The sequence below is a fragment of the Microcoleus sp. LAD1_D5 genome (assembly GCF_036702115.1).
Classification (GTDB): Bacteria; Cyanobacteriota; Cyanobacteriia; order Cyanobacteriales; family Microcoleaceae; genus Microcoleus.
In genome coordinates, this window is sequence record NZ_JAUBSA010000036.1 from 29,878 (window position 1) to 47,800 (window position 17,923).

Sequence of the window (17,923 nt, forward strand, 5' to 3'; positions counted from 1 at the left end):
AGATTATATTACATCCGAGGGCTCAAAAGTAAAAAGATTTGATAAAGTTGTGAGATCTTCCTTATGACAGAGTTAACAAGTGTAAAAATATGAAAACATAAATCGAATGCCATATTAAAGTTTAGTATTTATTTCCAGGCTAGCAATTAAATGACTTATTTATCTGTTCCGAATGCCACAAAAGCCGATCGCATTCTGGTGGTAGACGACGCACCAGATAATGTTTTGTTGGTACAAACAATCCTAGAAGAAGAAGGTTACGAAATTAGCACGGCAGAAAACGGCTTTTCTGCCTTGAGTCAAATTGACAAGTCAGCCCCGGATTTGGTACTGCTAGACGTGATGATGCCGGGAATGGATGGTTACGAAGTCACTAAACGAATCCGACAAAATAAGGAATTGCCCTTTATCCCGATTTTGCTGATCACGGCTCACGACAGTGCGAGCGTAGTCCAGGGATTGGACATGGGAGCAGACGATTTCATCCGCAAACCAGTCGAAATGGATGAACTGCTGGCGAGGGTAAGATCGCTCCTGCGACTAAAACACAGCGTAGACGAGCGCAATTCGATCGCCCTCCAGCGCGAAGATTTTGTCTCCCGACTCGCTCACGACTTGCGAACACCCCTCGTAGCAGCCGATCGAATGCTAACTTTAATGCAGCAGGGAGCTTTGGGAGAAATTTCCCTTCCCATGCGCGACGCTTTCGGGACGATGGTTCGCAGCAACAAAAACCTGATCGCGATGGTAAATATGTTGCTGGAAGTATACCGCTACGAAGCAGGCCGCAAATCCCTAAGTTTTGCTCCCGTGGACTTGCGCCAGCTCATTAATGAAGTAGCTGAAGAACTAGCTCCCCTAGCCGATGCTAAAAGTTTGTCGGTGAATTTAGACTTGACAGAAAGTGCAGAAAGTGCACCGATTGCGAAGTATCCGGGCGATCGTCTGGAACTGCACCGCTTGCTGACAAATTTAATCGGAAATGCGATTAAATTCACCGACAGCGGCTCAATAAATGTCAGCTTAAAAGCTGCCAATTCACCTGCTTATACTAGCTTCAAAAACCAACCGCTGGCATGGGTAATCATAGAAATCCAAGACACCGGCGCAGGCATTTCTCCCACCGAAAAAGCAAAGTTATTTGAAAGGTTTGGGCCCGGAACTCACAAGAAATCCGGTACAGGTTTGGGATTACACCTCTGCCGCCAAATAGTCGAAGCTCACCGCGGCACGATCGAAGTAAAATCAGATTTGGGCAAAGGCAGTTTGTTTACTATTCGCTTGCCTTGTTAGAGCGGTATAAATAACTCTAACTTTCGGTGGCGCAGGACGCACCTTACCACTGATAATTAACTCTCATTGTAAGGTGCGAAGTCCGCACTACTCGAATTATGGTTAACTTACCCGATGTCATATAATTACTTGGCAACCGAATTTATGGCAATATGTCTAACTGTCCAGTGTGCGGTGCTGAATACATAGAAGAAAAAGCAGAGTTTTGCTCAATCTGCGGCTGGGATTTGACTCCCTACCCGCAGCGTGCTAAACCTTCCAAAAGTTATTTAAAAAAAGAAAAAGTTAGATTGCAGTGGGCAAAACAAATGTGGGAATTGACCCGCAATCAACAACATTGGTCAGCTAAATTTGATGAGTTGCAGAGCGAATTTCAGGAAGGTGCGATCGCCCGCACATACATTCAATCTCAGTTAGAATGGGTTCTGTACCGCCTCGAACAACTGAACCCCGAATTGATTGTCAGCACTCTACTGCGACTCGAAGACAAAATCGGCGCCATACCTGACTCACCTCCGGCTATCTCCGAAGTGGGGATGGACTACCGACAACTGACAAAGCTATTAGAAACCGGAAAATGGCGCAAAGCTGATGAACACACTTGGGAAATCTTGCTGCAAATCGCTGTCAGAGAAGACGAAGGCTGGCTGAGTGCAGCCGATATTGACAGTTTTCCTGCTACAGACCTTCGCACGATCGACCAACTTTGGCAACAATACAGCAGCGGGCGGTTCGGGTTGAGCGTGCAGCAGCAGATTTGGGAAAGTACCGAGGCAAATTATACTGAATTTTGCGATCGAGTCGGCTGGCGAGTCAAGGAAAATTGGAAATATTACAGCGAGCTCTCCTTCAACGAAAATGCTCCCCCCGGACATCTTCCCGTCACCGCATGGAGACAGCGCGCCTGTTACGGTGCGGGTAAACTCACCGCAGCAGAAAACTTGGCCCGCATCGCTGCGAAACTTGCAACTGGCGATCGCTAATCATCCAAAATAAAAAATTCAAAATCGACATTAACTGCTATAATCAAAACGGTTTAGCAACTGGGGCTGTGGCTCAGATGGATAGAGCAAGCGCCTCCTGAAGAATCGGGCACCCTGCGAGGAAACTCTAGGAGTGAATGTGGTCAAATTTGGTGAAACCTAAAGAGTTCATGGGTTCCTATGGCTCTAAGGCAATACCAAGCCAAGCCTGAGTTCATGGCGATTAAACGACCGCCTATATTGAAATCAGGAAGGTTTAGAGACTAGACGGTCACCACCTAAAGGCTGCAAGCCTATGGTGAAGGTATAGTCCAGAGAGTGGGGAAACTCACACAAATCTGAAGCGCTAGGTCGCCGGTTCGAACCCGGCCAGTCCCGTTAAAAATCAAGAAAAATTAAAAGCAGGAGGGGTAAGCCTAAGTTTTGCCCCTCTTTTTTGCATATCCGCTCAGGAATTGGCCCACAGACGAATACTTGCTGGAAGACGAGGACTTATTCAGCAAGCCCTATAGAGTCCCTCTCAAATCTAAAATCTAAAATCCCCGGTTTAAGCCCCCAACATAAGCGTAGAGTCAATCTAAAATCTAAAATCTAAAATCTAAAATCTATGATCCCCAGACCCAGTTTTAATTTTTAATTTTTAATTCCTGTTAGTGGGCTATACGTGCGGTATTTTTTGTTATGGTTCCTTTGTCAGTTACATAAAATTTTTATAGGTTTAGATGTGGTTAAGAATCCATTCAAACACGCGGCGTTACAAGCGTTTGAACACTTCACGCAGTTTTTGGTTCCTAGTAGGGCTTTTGATGGCGTGCTGGTTTGGCTATCAGCAGGTTAAGAGCGAATTTCAGAAACCCCAAGCTGTGTTAGTTCTAGGTGGGGCTACGGAGCGAGAGCTGTTTGCCGCCAAATTTGCTCGATCGCATCCTGAATTGCCGATTTGGGTGTCCTCTGGGAGCAATCCAGAGTTCGCAGAATGGGTGTTTTCCGAAGCGGGAATTGAGTCCGATCGCCTGCACTTAGACTACAGAGCAGTGGATACGGTAACAAATTTTACCACCCTGGTAGATGAATTGAAAGCTCAAGGGATTGAGAGCGTGTATCTGATCACTTCTGACGATCATATGCGGCGAGCTCAGATTATCGGCGAAATCGTGCTTGGCAGTCGAGGCATTAGCTTTAAGCCTGTGGCAGTTCCGTCTGGGCGAACCCCCGAACCGGTGGAAAAAGCTGTTCGCGACGGCGCTAGGGCTATTCTGTGGCTGACAACCGGTTATACAGGTGCTAACTTCAGCCAAGCCAGAATTGAATAAACCAAGGAAAGCATTGAGCAAGTGTTAATTTTTTGCCATTTTCTCTGGTTTTAAAACTTGTTTTCTATAACTATTTAATGAACTGGGAAGATGCTGATGATAAATGCGTAAGAGAAGAGAACAGAAGAGAAGGAGTAGTTTAAAATTAGTAGATGAACTTCAAAAGCTAAAGTTAATGACCGACCAAATTCTGTCGCAAGTTCTGGATAAAATTTTGAGTGACACCAAAACGCCCGATGCTGTTTTTTCGGCTTTGGTGCCGGCTTTAGGCGAGGTGTTAAATTGCGAGCGCGTCTTTCTCTACCTCCGCAGTCCTGAAACCCAAATTGGCCGAGTACCTTACTGCTGGCGTCGCAACTCAAACTATCCCGAGGTTTGGGACGCGGAATGGAAAAAAGAACCAGAATCTTTAGGGGAAGAAGACCCTTTGTTTGCAGCAGCTTTGCGAACTGAACCGTCGATTTTTGTTGAGGATGTTGAAACAGCAAATCCTGAAGTAGTCAACAAAAATTTTGAGGCAAAAGAGTTCGGACATCGAGCTTTGATTCACGCTCACCTTTGTGCTGACGGCTTATTGTGGGGGGTTTTGCAGCCTTGTATGTTCGATCGCCCCAGAGTGTGGAGTGAGTTCGACCGCCAAGTTATCGCAGCAGTTACAGAAAAAATTTCGCCTTTAGCTGTCGCTTATGTCACCGCCTCAGCATCAAAAGATGAGCCATAAAAATCATTAATTGACTTGTAGGGAGGGGGTGGGCAATGAATGAATGTAAACTTAAGACTAAAACCCGGTCTCGATCTGGGTTTTAGCCGAATCTCAATCCCCTTTCCGGCAGACGAAAGACCATTTCCGGTTCCCCCCTTTTTTAGTTAGGGGGGATCGATGCGCTAATTTTCACAGAAAATTCGGGTACTAAATTCGAGCTAAGAGTTATCACCCATGGTGGGGTGTGCATCGCCCTACAGATAGAGTTTGGTACACAATTCTTGTTTAAAAAACGCCCCAATTTTGAATGCCCCGACTGCTGAAAATCCCTTGAGCCCGACTAATATCATCCTCAGCGCCATCTACTACCACCAAATAATCGCCGGCGTGCAGGCGATCGGTGTAAATTCTAGCTGTTTCTTCGGGAATTCCCAAGTCAGTCAAAGCCTTCACCACTCCACCGAAAGCCGCCGCCGAGACGCCAGTGCTTGCTACGCTAGCCACCAGTGCGGCGCCCAAAGTCCCCGCTGCAATCATCGGCCCGATTCCGGGAATAGCTAAACTTCCGAGACCCACTAGCACGGTGGCTAAAGCACTATTTGTCAGAGTGTCTGCTACCACTCCTGCTCCTGTGTCTAGATTTTTATCGCCCACCTGAGCGATCGTTTGAGTATCGCCTACAGACTCGCCTGCATCCCTAGCAACAACCGAAACTTTATCCATTGGAAACCCGGAAGATTTCAATTCTGTCAGAGCTTGCTCAGCCTCTTCGCGGTTAGAAAACAATCCCAACGCGCGGGTTTGATTGCTTGTTACCATATCTTTCTTCTTATCTCCTCTCAAATTAAACTCACATTCAAGCCTAATTATTGCGCTTGTTTTCAATCACTTATATTGATATTTTTCGATGTTTATCTTCAGCATTCATCTATCTGTAGATATAACCTGAAAAACAGCAACAAAAGTTATAAAATCAGCGACCCAAATCGTGCATGGCATTAATCTCGATCGCACATCTTTGAGTCAGCGCTTCCAACTCCTCGCGATCCGAAGAACCGGGCGCTTCAATTAGCTTGCCAATTCGCACCGTCAGCGGCACCGGACGCGGCACTGCCGAACCTTTCGACGCGATCGCGTGAGTTCCCCACAAACTAACAGGTAACAGCGGCGCTTTAGCCTTAGCAGCTATCAGCGCAGCACCTAATTTCGGTTCAGTAATTCTGCCGTCTGGCGTGCGAGTTCCTTGCAAAAATACACCCGTCGCCCATCCATTGTCCAAAGAGTTGATAGCCGATCGAATAGCACTGCGATCGGCACTTTCCCGTTTCACTGGATAAGCACCGTAAAGCGTAATTGCCTGCTTCAAAATAGGAACTTTAAATAACTCTTCCTTCGCCATAAATGCGACCGGCCGCCTCATGCAATTCGACAAAATCGGCGGGTCAAAATCGCTGGCGTGATTGCTGACTACCACCAGCGGCCCTTCTGTGGGAACATTTTCGGCACCGTAGATGCGGCCCCGAAAGTACAGGTGCAGCATCGGGCTGACAATTGACCATTTGAATAAATAGTAGAGAAGTAAACTTTCGACTGGTTCGCGACTTTTGCTCACAGAAAAACCTATTTACCGTAAATTGCATTGAATATCAGCCTATCAGCTCAGCTATAAAAAATTAACAATATTGTTTAAGTTTTTAGGGCGGGCAATGCCAGCCCGCTGTTGAGTGCGATTGACGGAGTTGCGTCATTCTAGGCGAAGGCGCGCGACAATAAACCAGATTTATTGGCTCTTGCTTTATAAAAGAATCCGATCGAGCGATGGCCCGATCCCAAGATTTCGAGCGTTTGAGGGTCTTCTTCACCCGCGCGAGACAGGGCTGGGCGGGCAAGGCCCAACAAACTTGATGTGTCCGCACGCGAGACAGGGCTGGCATTGCCCGCCCTAGAACCCACATTCCGCACCCGTACAACAGAGTAAGCCCTACAGAGTCTAAGAGAGGGCGCATACTGTGTATATCCGTTCAGAACGAGAAGACAGTGCGGAGTGTACCTGTGAAAATTGTGCCATTAGCATCTTGATTGCCAGGATGGGTAATGACCTGAAGCACAGGCGTAAGGCGGATCTTGTCATTGAGAGACAACGAATAGAATACTTCAAAATTAGTTTGCGTGGCGCTGCCTAAATCGCCTTCAATAAAAGGTTGGCTTGCGGCAATCCCTATCACATTTCCCTCTCCTAGAAAGTCGCGCACAGAAACTCCAGCCATCCAGTAGTGGGGATTCAGATCGCCAAAGGCAGTATCGGCGTAGCTTCCGTAACCGTAGCGCCCAAAAAGACCAATTCGGTCGGCTATGGTCAGTTCAACGTTAGCGCCAAAGACATCAAAGCGATTGCCATAGAAGGTTCCGCCGCTGTATTGCAAACGCAGCGCCAAGTCTGAAGAGGGGGAATATTCTGCTTCAAGGATGCCTTGATAGGTATCGCCAAAAAGCCCGCGATCGCCTTTAACAGTGGGATAAAGCAATCGGGTGAAAAGAGTTCCTCCGATGATTGTTCCTTCACGACTGGGATTAGCCGCCGCCGCCGCAGCATACACCGCTCGAATGGAAAAGTTTCCCTGTCCAGGATTCCAGTCAATTGATGCACATGCACTGGGTCCGTTAATCGGAATGAGAATGTAATTGTTGACGAGTGCCTGCGTACTGAAATCTACAGCGCTTGAGTTTGCGTAGCTATTGCGATCGATGTAATCTGTTGCTATAAATTCAGGTCCAATAGAGACTTCTAAATCTTCTCGGGGTGAAAAACTATAGTAAATGCGATCGATGCCAATTTCTCCATCTCGTGCTGGCTTGGCTGAAAAATCAAGAACGCTACCAAAATTAGGTTCTAGAACACCCGTGACGTTATCATTAATTCCATTACTCCCAGTACCCAATGCAATTCTCAACAAATCTGTACCTGTAAAGCTAGTGCTCAAGTTTAACGACACTCGGTAGAGAAAAGTTGTATTTAGATCGTCACGAGTGATTTCTTCACCCGTAGGACTCACAATTGAGTCACCTTCATATCCTCCTGCGTTCGCGGCAAAGATGACTTGACCTGTTAGTCGGGTTGTCGTAGAAAAGTAATTTGATTCTAACTCAGTTGTGCGAGATTCTAATCCATCTACGCGATTGCGTAGGGTTGCTAATTCAGTTGCAAATTCTTCCTGAAGACGCTGCACCGTTGTTAAATCCTCATTTGATATAGACGATTCAGTTCCTTGCGTGATGAACAGATTGATTTGTTCAAGTGCGGCATTGAGTGCTGCTGCAAACTCATAGCGGGTCATGGTTCGATCGCCCTGAAACGTCGAATCTGGGTAGCCTGCGATCGCGCCATAGCGCTCGACCAACGATTGCAGCGCTTGAAACGCCCAGTCTGTGGGATCAACATCAGCCAGTTGATTTACCGAAGTTACTTGTCCTTCTAAATTTGAGTCTGATTCTTGAGGAATACTTTCAAGAGTTGTTTGAGCGATCCCAGTTGCAGGAGAAAATGTTGGGATATCCTCTCTTGCTTGCTTCTCCTCAAAAGTTACAGATTCAACAGTTTTGCCTAGAACAGGGGTTGAATGATTGAGGATGGCGAAGCTCAGAAGGCTTAAGCAGCCCATGAGATGAAAGTTTGTAAAGTAATATCGCGAGATCATTTTCAATGCTCCAACAACAGATTTTTAAAGGGAGTAACGTTTACGTCTGATTAACAGAGCCGTAAAAGCGATAGTTAACAACAACAATCCAGCAGCAAAAACTCCATGCCACCGCAAGAAGTTCGAGAAGTGTTAGGGGTTTCCATCAGTCGGATAATTTGCTGTAGCTGGGCTGCCAAGTTGCAACCACTTGGTGAATGGCAATGCTCGCAGCCCCGATCGAGTATTGGCGTTCATCAGCCCCCATCGCCAAATTTTCTGCATGGATAAAGGAGACATCCGTTATGCCAATAAAGTCAAATATTGCCTGCAAGTAGGGTTCTTGAAAATCGAGCGGTTCCCCCGCATAACTTCCGCCCCGCGTTGTAATCACCAACGCTTTTTTATCTTTCAACAATCCTTCGTAGCCATCTGCACCTACAATAAACGTCCGCCTCACCCGCACAACTTAATCGATGTATGCCTTGAAGTTTGCAGGTACGCTGTAGTTGTACATAGGAACACCGAAGACAAAGATATCTGCTGCCAGCAGTTCATTAATCAACTCATCCGAAATCATCAGGGCAGCTTCCAACGATCGCGTGAGTCGATCGTCCGGGCTGAATGCTGCGGCAATCCAGGCTTCGTCGATCGGTGGAACTGGGTGTCGTCCCAAATCGCGATATGTAATCGCATCTTCTGGATGCAACTGTTTCCACAGGTCAACGAATTGCTTTGTCAAAGCACGGGAAATAGAGCGATCGCCTCTTGGACTTGAGTCCAAATGCAAAATGTGTGCCATTTTAAGAATCCCCATTTTATTTGCTGATACAGTCCGTTTCAACTTGCTGCTGAGGGTTTGTTAAGGTGATTAGACCAATCGTTTCTCTTGCTTGAATCTTTGGTAGACAGCAATCAGTAAGGCATTACCGATCGCCAAAATGGCTCCAAACCCGACGAGGGTATTGACAACACCAAAGCGATCAGAGAAGAAGCCAATTAGAACTACGGGAATGCCGTAGCCTAAATAGGCGCAGACAAAATATCCAGAAGTGACTCTCGCAGCTTGAGCGCCACCCAACCGCACCACATCAGCCAATCCACCCAGGTAGGTGAACCCGTAGCACGCAGTTCCCGCGATCGCCACCCCAGCCAACACCAAACTCAAGCTACCGAGCCACGCTCCGCAGGTGAAGGTGAGATAGCCCAAGACAAGCAATACAGCGCCAATTTGCAGCGATCGTCGCGCTTCCAACCGCCGAGCAACGGGTTGAAACAGAACCCCCGCGATTACGATGATGAATAACATCGGCCCCGACCAGTTCGGCAATCCGTATTGCGCTAATTGGGCAGGTAAAATGATACCGACGATGCCAGCCAGCGACCACGCCAAGGCGATCGCCAGCCCAGCCCAAATAGCCCCCGGTGGAAAGCTAGGCAACCGAATCAATGTTCCTGAAGTAGTGGGCTGTTCAGGGATGCCGATCGTTAAACCAATACAGCCCAGAATTAGAATGAAGACGACCCAATAGCTGAATGGAACCAGTGAATTACTGTACGACAGCACAGCATTCGTAAACAGAACACCGCTGGAGAATCCCAAAGAGGTAGTTAAGCTGACGTAAACGGCAACCTGGGTAGCGTTTTGTGGCATCAGTGTTGAGAGGTATGCCATTACGGTTCCAGTAATTAAGCCAACGGCAATTCCTTGCAGAACTCGTGTGACAAACAACGTGTAGATATTTGGTTGAGCGATCGTCAAAAACGTTGCGACACAAGCAAATAGCAAACTCGCTAGAATCACGGTTTTGCGTCCAATTCGATCAGAGGCTCCACCCAGCAGAATCAGCGTGGGTAGTAACCCTGCAACGTAAGTTGAGAAGGCGATCGCGGAGATACCGCTGCCAAAACCTGCCATCTTTGCATAGGTGCCATACAGTGGAATTTGCAAGTTCGCTGCATGGGTGATGAGAAAAATGGCTACTGCCACAATCAGTACCGATCGTTTCATTGTTCATTCCCTGGTTATTCCTAGGGTGGAAGTCAGTAAAATAAAGCAGCCAATAGCGATCGTAAATTTCAGCGCTCAGGCTCCTGAATGACAGGTTAAATTCATCAAAAAAGACTGAGCTTTGCATCAGCAACTCAACAGTTGCAGCAAAATTTGAATCGATCGCTTGCTGATGAGAAATTTGGCAACTGTATCGCTGCAATTGTTTGTAATTTCTCAATAACAATCTTTATAAACTAACTTTATAGGCTGGAATCAACGCTGTCTTGCACGTTCTTTCGATTTTGGACACATTCTTACTGACTTTTGAGAAATGCTTTAGGGGTGACTCCGACCAGTCGTTTGAAGTGACGACTGAGATGGCTTTGATGGGTAAAGCCAAGATTGAATGCAACTTCTGCGATCGTCAGTTCCCCTTGCAACAGCAAGTTCTTGGCACGTTCTATCCTGCACTGGATCACATATTGATGGGGGGCAAGTCCAGTTGACTGTTTGAATAAACTTGAAAAATAGCTCGGACTCATCTGCACAATTGCCGCGAGTTCCGAAAGGGCTAAGTCTTGGTCAAGATGCTGATGAATATAGTCAATTATTTGCCGCAGTCTTCTCTTTGGTAATACGTTTATCTCTGTTTGAGAGACAGGCTTTTGGGCCCAATAGTGCCGCCATAAATGAGTCATGAGGGCAGCCGTCAGCGAGTCCACATAGAGACGACTGCCAACTGAGCTAAACTCAAGTTCTGACTTAAGTGCAACCCCAATACTGTGAATCAGCGGATCGGGCTTGCTGAAGTTGGGAATAAATTCAACATCCGCGACATCGGTTAGATCGAAGGTATGACGCACAAACGTACTTGGCTCAAAACTTAGGGTAATGAATTCATACTCTGTGTTCCAATAAGCTGAATTGAGTACATCAGCCGGAACAACCGTCACATCTCCATAACTAAACTGCTTAGTTTGGAAGCGATGCTCGATCATCTCCTCGACCAACGGAGGCGAAGGGCTGCGATCGTGGATGATAATGCGATGCTGCTTAGAATAATTCTCAGCAAGTTTATGGGGTTGATGTCGGTGATATTGAAGTTGAATCCCGTCCCATCCCGATCGATCGCTAGAAAGCAGCGGTGGTTCAGGATAAAGCTTCAGAACATTGTCCTTCTGAGCAAAGTCAACAACCAAGATATCTGAGGCTACCATTGCTTGCTTTACTGCTATACAAAACTTGGCTAAACTTATTTTTCAAGAAAAAGCTTTAGAATAATCATATACATCCAGGTTGACTTTGTAAAGCTTTTTCTTTAACTTGTTTGCTATGAAGACCAATAAGCCAGCAGAATCAACCAGCGTTCGGACTCGGCGGGCGCTCGTCCAATTGCTCAAACAAGAGGGCCCGACGGATGCGGGAACCCTTGCCTCCCACTTCAATATCACGGCGATGGCGGTGCGGCAGCATCTCTATGCTTTGCAGAAAGAAGGATTAGTCACTTACCAGGAAGAATCTCGTCGAGTGGGTCGTCCTGCTAAACTGTGGCAACTTACACCCGCCGCCGATCGCTTCTTCCCCGATCGCTATGCCGAGTTAACGCTGGGTTTAATTAACTCCATGAAAGTGGCATTCGGTGAGGCAGGAATCGCTCGGCTGCTGGAGGTCAGAACTCGCGAACAGATTCAGACATATCAGGCGATCGTGCCTGATAACGCTTCACTTCAGCAGCGGCTAGAAGCGTTAGCACAGCAGCGAACCGAGGAAGGCTACATGGCAGAAGTTGTAGCTCAAACCGATGGCACTTTTCTACTGTCCGAAAAGCATTGTCCCATTTGTGCGGTGGCGACTACCTGTACAGGCTTGTGTCGGATGGAGTTAGAAATTTTTCAAGCTGCGTTGGGTGAAGATGTGATGATCGAGCGCATTGAACATATTTTGGCGGGCGATCTGCGCTGCGTTTATCGGGTGGCTCTGGTAACAGCTTCAACTCAAACAGGACTAAAGCCTGCGCGTCACACTTAAATCAATAAGTCCTAAGTAATTAAGCGATTTTGAGGTTGGTTGTTGAGATCAAAGCGCCCAAGCGCAACTACAAACCTTGAAAGCCACAAAAAAATCAAGTCCGCGCAGGCGGACACAAGCTTGTGTAGCGCAGATTTCAAGAGACTATTGGTTGATCAACAAGGGGTTTCACCACTCACCCCTAAAAATGGTGGTTCTTGACTAAATTTTTAATTGACCATATAGCTGTTAACTACCAATAGCTAACGCAAATGCTGCGTTCCAGAGGGGATGGGTAACACCCCCCGCTAATTCGCCAACAGTCTCTTTCTATCTGGCGCTAATTTTTGCAAAGGGTCAATTTCCGGCTAGCATCGCTTTTTGTCCATCAGGCGAAGTTGCATAACCCAAGAAATCCTTAACTGCTTGGCTAGGAGGGTTTTTGTAGGCGTAGTACAACTGCCGCTTGTAAGGATAGTTACCAGCATCAGGCGTCGCACCGTTGACGGGAACAACGCGCACCGTTTTCTGATTTACTACTTGAGCGAAAGTCGCATAGCCAATACCGTTATTGCCTAAAGCTTGCAACAGGGGAGTTGTCGCATCTCGATCGAGCGTGGTAATATTTGGCGCAGTCCCAAACTCCCCACCTCCGAGCACTTGTTCTTTAAACGTTTGGTGAGTGCCGCTAACTGCCGGTCGATTTATCACTTTAATCGGGCCTGCCGGGCCACCGACTTTCGACCAGTCTTGAGCAGTTCCCTTGAAGATATCTTGAACTTGAGCCGAGGTTAAACCTCCTGTGAAGGGGTTGTTCGCGCCAACTACAAGGGCGATCGTATCTAGGGCAACAGGCACCGCTGCTAAACCCTGACCTTGTTCTTGAGCCGTCAAAGGTCGCGATACCGCTGCAATATCGGCTGTTCCCGCCACCAAATCTTGAATTCCCTTTGCAGAACCATTTGCTTTGGTATCGACTGTCGTGCCGGAAAACTTGCCTTGAAAGCCGTTCTTGAGGTTCTGATTGATTGTCACCATGCTGGTAGAACCGTCAATTCTCACGGCCGTGCCCGCAGGTACGGAAGCTGGAAGCGCAAAAGAAGTAGCTGCAACAGGCGAAGCACCGCCGACTACTGGCGCTACTGGAGGCAGATTGGAACTGCCACCTGCGGAGGGTGTGGCACTGGGTGTATTATTAGCATCCTGTGCTGCTGGTTTGTTGAGAAAAAAGAACCAACCGCCACCGGCGAGCAACAGAAATAACAGAATAAAAACTATGGGGGGAGGCCCGCTCTTAGCCATAAAATTCTCCTTAGCTGGGAAGTTCTTTGTTGTTGGAGTCGTCTAACATTTGCAGCCTGCGATTAACTTCATCGTCTAAGGTCATATTTTCTAATTCTGCCTGAAGTCTTTCTTGGGGATTCTCAGATATTTCTGCTAAAGCTTGCTGTTCGAGGTGGTGGTTGTGGACGGCGTTTTTGGCTTGCTCAAATTGCGATCGAGCTGAATCGATACTGAGGTCGTTGTTGACTTGGGATATGGCTCGGAGGGCTTCGTTAATCTCGGCCATATCTTTCATATTTTGCATATCGGTTTTGTAGGCTTCCAGCTTCATCCGTTCTCGATTTAGCTTATCTTTGGAAGCGTTCACAAACTGTTCGGCTTGTTTTACTTGGGATTCATACTGCGGCAGAATTTGTTCTATCTGAATTACTTTCGACATTGCCAAGCGGGCTGCTTCTTCGTTGCCGTTGCGCTGGGCTGTGATGGCTTGGCGCTCTACGGTTTGCATTTCCCTAACTTTTTCTTCATATTTCGTTTTGGCGCGCTGGTAGGCTGCAACTTGGGTAGAGACTGCTGCTGCCAATTTTTGTACGGATTCTTGCATCGATCGCAGCGACTCTTCGGCTACCGCCACCGCCACCGGGCCGCCGGATTCTACGGGCAGTCCCCACATCCAGTTCCAGGCACCTACTATGGTTCTGCCTGCCTTGTCGCCCATCAACCAGTAAAGAACTTTTTTCATATAAACACCAGATAAGCTTGGTTTTTACGCCTAGTTTACATCAGGATTTGTCGATCGCCCCCAAGAGTCGATCGATATCTACATTTTTGATAAAAATTTTCTAAATGCCTGAATCGTCTATCCCCAAGTTGCACAACAGGCAATATTCGGATTTGCCTGTTGTGCTATTTGTTTTTCGGCAATCTTCGGGCCAATTAACTCTAAATTTTATAACCTGCCGTTTAATAACAGGCTAAAAATAGATTAAGCGGGTAAATCTGCAAAACTGCTAACATTTACCAGCGCTAAATCTGGAGTTGTCCGTTTGATCAAACCTGTGAGAACTTTGCCGGGGCCAATTTCCACTACGCGATCGATTCCTTGTTGCGGCAGTTGCAGGGAAATTTCTCGCCACCGCACGCCTTTAGTCATCTGCTGAGTCAACCGCTGCTTTAAAGTGGCTGCGCTGGTAGTGGCTGACGGTTCTGCGTTCGAGAGCACCAGCATTTTCGCATCGGAAAACCTTGCAGACTTTAAAGCTAGTTGAAACTCTGCCGCCACCCCGGCCATCAGGGGAGAGTGAAACGCACCGGAAACATTCAATTTAACCGCGCGTTTGACTTTGATTTTGGCAAGCAAATCTTCTACTGCTGCGGGCGTTCCAGAAATCACGACTTGTGCTTCGCTGTTGTCGTTTGCCAGCACTACGTCTCGGCTGTATTGAATTTGCAATTCTAGTTCCTGCCTGTCGAACCCGATCAAAGCCACCATTTGCCCGCCGGAGGCAGTGTCCATGAGTTCGGCGCGCCGTTTGACTAAGCGCAAGCCGGTTTCAAAGTCAAAGACGCCTGCTGCGTAGAGAGCAACGTATTCTCCTAAACTGTGACCGGCAACCACTGCTGGTCGATCGCTTTTTTCTCGCATTAAGTCGGTCAAAATACTTTCTACTACGAACAAGCAAGGCTGGGTGTAGAGAGTCCGAGATAGTTTTGCTTCTTCTTTTTGGCAAACTTCCGCGACAGACCAACCTAAAATTTCTTTAGCGAGCTCAAATTTGGCTTTGGCTGTTGGCAAGTTTAATAAGTCTGCACCCATCCCGATCGCCTGGGAACCTTGTCCGGGAAATACCCATGCTGTTTTAGTCATTTTTCCGGTAATCTGCTAATTGGTGGTTGCTAATTGGTGATTGCAAAAATTCTTTCTTTCCCGCTTCTAAGTTCGCTCGCTGGTATCCGCTATCTTTCGGTTAACGAACTATCTACTCGCGACTCACAATTATAACATAATAATTGCGCTTTTTACGAGGTTTATATTTTTTTTGCTACTTTAATCTGATTAATAGCCGTAACAAAATTTTCCACCTTTAAGCCAGGAAAAGTCGATCGAAGAATAGAGGATTTTTAATCTCAGGGCGCGCTTGTCAAGAACTCCTGTCCTCCGGGGGTGCAGCCGTACACCTTACCCTGTGTGTATAGCGTGTTAAAGGATTTGTATTTATCAAGGGTCGAAATCCCGACCATCACCTGGGCAAGTTTACAGTCGGGAAATATCACCTTCCCCATTGAAAAATAGTCGCCCCCCAAGTTAAACCTGCACCGAAACCAGCCGCAGCAATAGTATCGCCCGCTTTAACTTTACCCAGACGCACGGCTTCGTCTAAGGCAAGGGGAATTGAAGCCGCTGAGGTATTGCCGTAATTCGCCAAATTGCTGATTACTTTTTCGGGGGGAATCTTTAGCCTTTGGGCAACTGCATCCAGAATCCGCTGATTGGCTTGGTGCAACAGCAGCCAGTCAATTTCAGCAACGTTGATATTTGCCCGAAACATAGCTTTTTCTATGACTTCCGGCACTTTTTTCACGGCAAAACGATAGATTTCTTGACCATTCATTGTGATGGGATGAAATCCACCCACTGCGACGCTAACGCCCTCAATTAATTCTTTTGACTCGGCTTTGTAGGCCAAATTGAGAGACGAATTTTGCGTGCCGTCGCTGCGAATTTCAAATCCTAAAAAGCGATCAACTTCTGAAGCTTGCAAGACCACCGCACCTGCACCGTCTCCAAATAGAATGCAAGTACCGCGATCCGACCAATTCACCCACCGAGATAAAATATCGGCTCCGATTAGCAAAACATTTTGATACACCCCTGTCCGAATGAACTGCGAGGCTGTAACTAAACCAAAAATAAAGCCCGAACAAGCTGCTGTCAAATCAAAAGCCACAGCTTTTGTCGCGCCCAACTGATATTGAATTTTACTGGCCGTGCCAAACAAATCGTCAGGACTGGAAGTCGCCAAAATAATTAAATCGATATCTGTCGGTGAAATTTCTGCCATTGCGATCGCCTGAAGCGATGCCTCGGACGCTAAATCGCACAAAGAAGTGCGATCGTCCGCCAGCCTGCGGGAGCGAATGCCCGTCCGCGCCCCAATCCACTCGTCAGAAGTTTCTACAATCTGACTCAAACCGTTATTATCCAGCGAAACCTGCGGTGTACAAGAACCGCTACCCGTGACGGCAATGCCGAACCCTGATTGCTGCAACATTCCTCTCCATTTATGAGCGATCAATCTAGAAATTAAAAATTAAAAACTACCAATTAAAATTATTTTTTAAACGGCTGAAATTACTTTTTTGTGAAGCAAAACAGTTGGTTTAAGCTGACATTTTTAATTTTACATTTTTAATTTTTAATTCCTACTTACTGCCTCTAATTCACAGCTTCTTGTTCCAGAGCGCTTTGGTTATTGGACGATCGAATTCGCTCCAGCACTTGGTTGTCAACAGCCTCCTTCGCCAAACGAATGGCATTGAAAATTGAAGCAGCTTGAGACGAACCGTGGCTGATAATGCAAACTCCAGCAACGCCCAACAGCAAACCGCCGCCGTGTTCAACGTGGTCTACCCGCTGCTTGAATCCTTGCAAGCTTTTTTGCAGCATAGGGTCGTTAATTTGATGTTGGAGTCCTTTGACCAACTCTTCCTTAAGCACCTGGACTACGACTTCGCCCACCGCTTCGGCAAACTTCAACAACACGTTGCCGACAAACCCGTCGCAGACAATCACGTCCAACTTCCCCGACAGCACGTCGCGGCCTTCGGCATTGCCCACAAAAGGAATGTTCGGGTTGTCCACCAATAACTGGTGAGTTCGCACGGCTGCATCGTTGCCTTTAGAAGGTTCTTCGCCAATGTTGAGCAGGCCGATTTTAGGTTCGGCGACGCCCAGCACGCACTGGCTGTAAATAGTTCCCATAAGAGCGAACTGCTCCAAAAATTTGGGGCGGCAGTCCACATTAGCGCCGACATCGAGAATGAGTACAGAGCTGCCCGCTACCATTGTCGGCAAAACCGCACCGATCGCAGGGCGATCGATTCCGGGGAGCCGGCCCAACCTGAGCAGGGCAGCAGCCATTGCCGCGCCGGAGTGACCGGCGGACACCACAGCATCAGCTTGCTGCTGCTTTACCAAGTTCATCGCTACGTTAATCGAAGCGTTGGGCTTGCGTTTGAGGGCACTCAAAGGTTCTTCGTGCATTTCCACCGCTCCTTCAGAAGGAACGATTTCTAGCTGACCTGTAGAGACGCGGCCGATCGCGTCTTGTTGCCGGAGCGAGTCTTCTATTTGCTGCGGGTCGCCCACGAGCAAAATCTCTACGCCTAATTCTTCTTGTGCCTTAAGCGCTCCAGCTACAACTTCGGCGGGGGCATGATCCCCACCCATAGCGTCTATCGCAATTCTTGCGCGTGTCGATCCCATTGACCAATGTTTGAGAAACACTAAAAATTCTACCAGGAAGTCAGGAGCGTGAATCCACAAGTCTCAATAAAGAACTAAAATCCGCTCGCTAGGGCGATCGGACAATCCTTATTTCCGACTACTCTGATAGAACTTGTTTTGTCACTACTTTACTATTTTTGACGGCATATTGAAAAAATCAATGAAA

15 protein-coding genes and 1 pseudogene are annotated in these 17,923 nt (G+C 47.3%); 5 read left to right on the top strand and 11 right to left on the bottom strand.

The features are described from left to right. The first annotated feature begins 150 nt into the window (after positions 1–150). The 4 genes from QUA70_RS16400 (at position 151) to QUA70_RS16415 (ending at position 4,310) form a co-directional block, all read left to right on the top strand. Positions 151–1,293, top strand: coding sequence for a hybrid sensor histidine kinase/response regulator (locus QUA70_RS16400; protein WP_333333141.1), 1,143 nt, complete (start codon positions 151–153; stop codon positions 1,291–1,293). 152 nt (positions 1,294–1,445) lie between these two features. Beyond that, positions 1,446–2,276: a GUN4 domain-containing protein gene (locus tag QUA70_RS16405; RefSeq protein WP_333348564.1), complete on the top strand. Its 831-nt coding sequence runs from the start codon at positions 1,446–1,448 to the stop codon at positions 2,274–2,276. A 722-nt stretch (positions 2,277–2,998) separates the two neighbouring features. After that, positions 2,999–3,589 (top strand): YdcF family protein, encoded by a 591-nt coding sequence (locus QUA70_RS16410; RefSeq protein ID WP_333333138.1) that lies wholly within the window; start codon positions 2,999–3,001, stop codon positions 3,587–3,589. Positions 3,590–3,764: 175 nt separating this feature from the next. After that, positions 3,765–4,310 carry a GAF domain-containing protein gene (locus QUA70_RS16415; protein ID WP_333348566.1) on the top strand — a complete coding sequence of 182 codons (546 nt, stop codon included), beginning with the start codon at positions 3,765–3,767 and terminating at the stop codon, positions 4,308–4,310. Positions 4,311–4,577: 267 nt separating this feature from the next. Here QUA70_RS16415 and QUA70_RS16420 read toward each other — a convergent pair whose 3' ends face one another. The 6 genes and pseudogenes from QUA70_RS16420 to QUA70_RS16445 form a co-directional block, all read right to left on the bottom strand. Continuing rightward, a complete protein-coding gene (locus QUA70_RS16420) occupies positions 4,578–5,111 on the bottom strand; it encodes a hypothetical protein (protein ID WP_333333135.1) in 534 nt (177 codons plus the stop codon). Positions 5,112–5,265: 154 nt separating this feature from the next. Next, positions 5,266–5,904 carry a lysophospholipid acyltransferase family protein gene (locus tag QUA70_RS16425; protein WP_333333133.1) on the bottom strand — a complete coding sequence of 213 codons (639 nt, stop codon included), beginning with the start codon at positions 5,902–5,904 and terminating at the stop codon, positions 5,266–5,268. Positions 5,905–6,313: 409 nt separating this feature from the next. Further along, positions 6,314–7,951 carry an iron uptake porin gene (locus QUA70_RS16430; protein ID WP_333333131.1) on the bottom strand — a complete coding sequence of 546 codons (1,638 nt, stop codon included), beginning with the start codon at positions 7,949–7,951 and terminating at the stop codon, positions 6,314–6,316. A gap of 181 nt (positions 7,952–8,132) precedes the next feature. Beyond that, positions 8,133–8,783 (bottom strand): annotated as a pseudogene (locus QUA70_RS16435) (FMN-dependent NADH-azoreductase). A 54-nt stretch (positions 8,784–8,837) separates the two neighbouring features. Beyond that, positions 8,838–9,977, bottom strand: coding sequence for an MFS transporter (locus QUA70_RS16440; RefSeq protein WP_333348570.1), 1,140 nt, complete (start codon positions 9,975–9,977; stop codon positions 8,838–8,840). A gap of 296 nt (positions 9,978–10,273) precedes the next feature. Further along, positions 10,274–11,176 carry an AraC family transcriptional regulator gene (locus QUA70_RS16445; RefSeq protein WP_333348572.1) on the bottom strand — a complete coding sequence of 301 codons (903 nt, stop codon included), beginning with the start codon at positions 11,174–11,176 and terminating at the stop codon, positions 10,274–10,276. A 115-nt stretch (positions 11,177–11,291) separates the two neighbouring features. Between QUA70_RS16445 and QUA70_RS16450 the strand changes: the two genes are divergently transcribed. After that, the gene (locus QUA70_RS16450) at positions 11,292–11,987 is read left to right on the top strand and encodes a metalloregulator ArsR/SmtB family transcription factor (RefSeq protein WP_333348574.1); all 696 of its coding nucleotides are present in this window, start codon (positions 11,292–11,294) and stop codon (positions 11,985–11,987) included. Positions 11,988–12,323: 336 nt separating this feature from the next. Here QUA70_RS16450 and QUA70_RS16455 read toward each other — a convergent pair whose 3' ends face one another. From QUA70_RS16455 to plsX, 5 genes are all read right to left on the bottom strand, one after another. After that, positions 12,324–13,268: a phosphate ABC transporter substrate-binding protein gene (locus tag QUA70_RS16455; RefSeq protein WP_333333123.1), complete on the bottom strand. Its 945-nt coding sequence runs from the start codon at positions 13,266–13,268 to the stop codon at positions 12,324–12,326. Between the two features lie 10 nt (positions 13,269–13,278). Next, positions 13,279–13,992 carry a PspA/IM30 family protein gene (locus tag QUA70_RS16460; protein ID WP_333333121.1) on the bottom strand — a complete coding sequence of 238 codons (714 nt, stop codon included), beginning with the start codon at positions 13,990–13,992 and terminating at the stop codon, positions 13,279–13,281. Positions 13,993–14,235: 243 nt separating this feature from the next. Next, positions 14,236–15,117, bottom strand: coding sequence for an ACP S-malonyltransferase (gene fabD / locus QUA70_RS16465; RefSeq protein WP_333333119.1), 882 nt, complete (start codon positions 15,115–15,117; stop codon positions 14,236–14,238). Positions 15,118–15,520: 403 nt separating this feature from the next. Next, complete coding sequence (locus tag QUA70_RS16470) at positions 15,521–16,522, bottom strand: beta-ketoacyl-ACP synthase III (RefSeq protein WP_333348576.1); 1,002 nt, start codon at positions 16,520–16,522, stop codon at positions 15,521–15,523. A gap of 164 nt (positions 16,523–16,686) precedes the next feature. Beyond that, a complete protein-coding gene (gene plsX / locus QUA70_RS16475) occupies positions 16,687–17,736 on the bottom strand; it encodes a phosphate acyltransferase PlsX (protein WP_333348578.1) in 1,050 nt (349 codons plus the stop codon). Positions 17,737–17,923 lie beyond the last annotated feature (187 nt).

Coding starts and splice junctions, on each gene's coding strand:
- QUA70_RS16430 (WP_333333131.1), bottom strand. CDS start 7,951: ATGGGCTGCTTAAGCCTTCTGAGCTTCGCCATCCTCAATCATTCAACC.
- QUA70_RS16445 (WP_333348572.1), bottom strand. CDS start 11,176: ATGGTAGCCTCAGATATCTTGGTTGTTGACTTTGCTCAGAAGGACAAT.
- QUA70_RS16400 (WP_333333141.1), top strand. CDS start 151: ATGACTTATTTATCTGTTCCGAATGCCACAAAAGCCGATCGCATTCTG.
- QUA70_RS16450 (WP_333348574.1), top strand. CDS start 11,292: ATGAAGACCAATAAGCCAGCAGAATCAACCAGCGTTCGGACTCGGCGG.
- fabD (WP_333333119.1), bottom strand. CDS start 15,117: ATGACTAAAACAGCATGGGTATTTCCCGGACAAGGTTCCCAGGCGATC.
- QUA70_RS16405 (WP_333348564.1), top strand. CDS start 1,446: ATGTCTAACTGTCCAGTGTGCGGTGCTGAATACATAGAAGAAAAAGCA.
- QUA70_RS16455 (WP_333333123.1), bottom strand. CDS start 13,268: ATGGCTAAGAGCGGGCCTCCCCCCATAGTTTTTATTCTGTTATTTCTG.
- QUA70_RS16470 (WP_333348576.1), bottom strand. CDS start 16,522: ATGTTGCAGCAATCAGGGTTCGGCATTGCCGTCACGGGTAGCGGTTCT.
- QUA70_RS16410 (WP_333333138.1), top strand. CDS start 2,999: ATGTGGTTAAGAATCCATTCAAACACGCGGCGTTACAAGCGTTTGAAC.
- plsX (WP_333348578.1), bottom strand. CDS start 17,736: ATGGGATCGACACGCGCAAGAATTGCGATAGACGCTATGGGTGGGGAT.
- QUA70_RS16460 (WP_333333121.1), bottom strand. CDS start 13,992: ATGAAAAAAGTTCTTTACTGGTTGATGGGCGACAAGGCAGGCAGAACC.
- QUA70_RS16440 (WP_333348570.1), bottom strand. CDS start 9,977: ATGAAACGATCGGTACTGATTGTGGCAGTAGCCATTTTTCTCATCACC.
- QUA70_RS16415 (WP_333348566.1), top strand. CDS start 3,765: ATGACCGACCAAATTCTGTCGCAAGTTCTGGATAAAATTTTGAGTGAC.
- QUA70_RS16420 (WP_333333135.1), bottom strand. CDS start 5,111: ATGGTAACAAGCAATCAAACCCGCGCGTTGGGATTGTTTTCTAACCGC.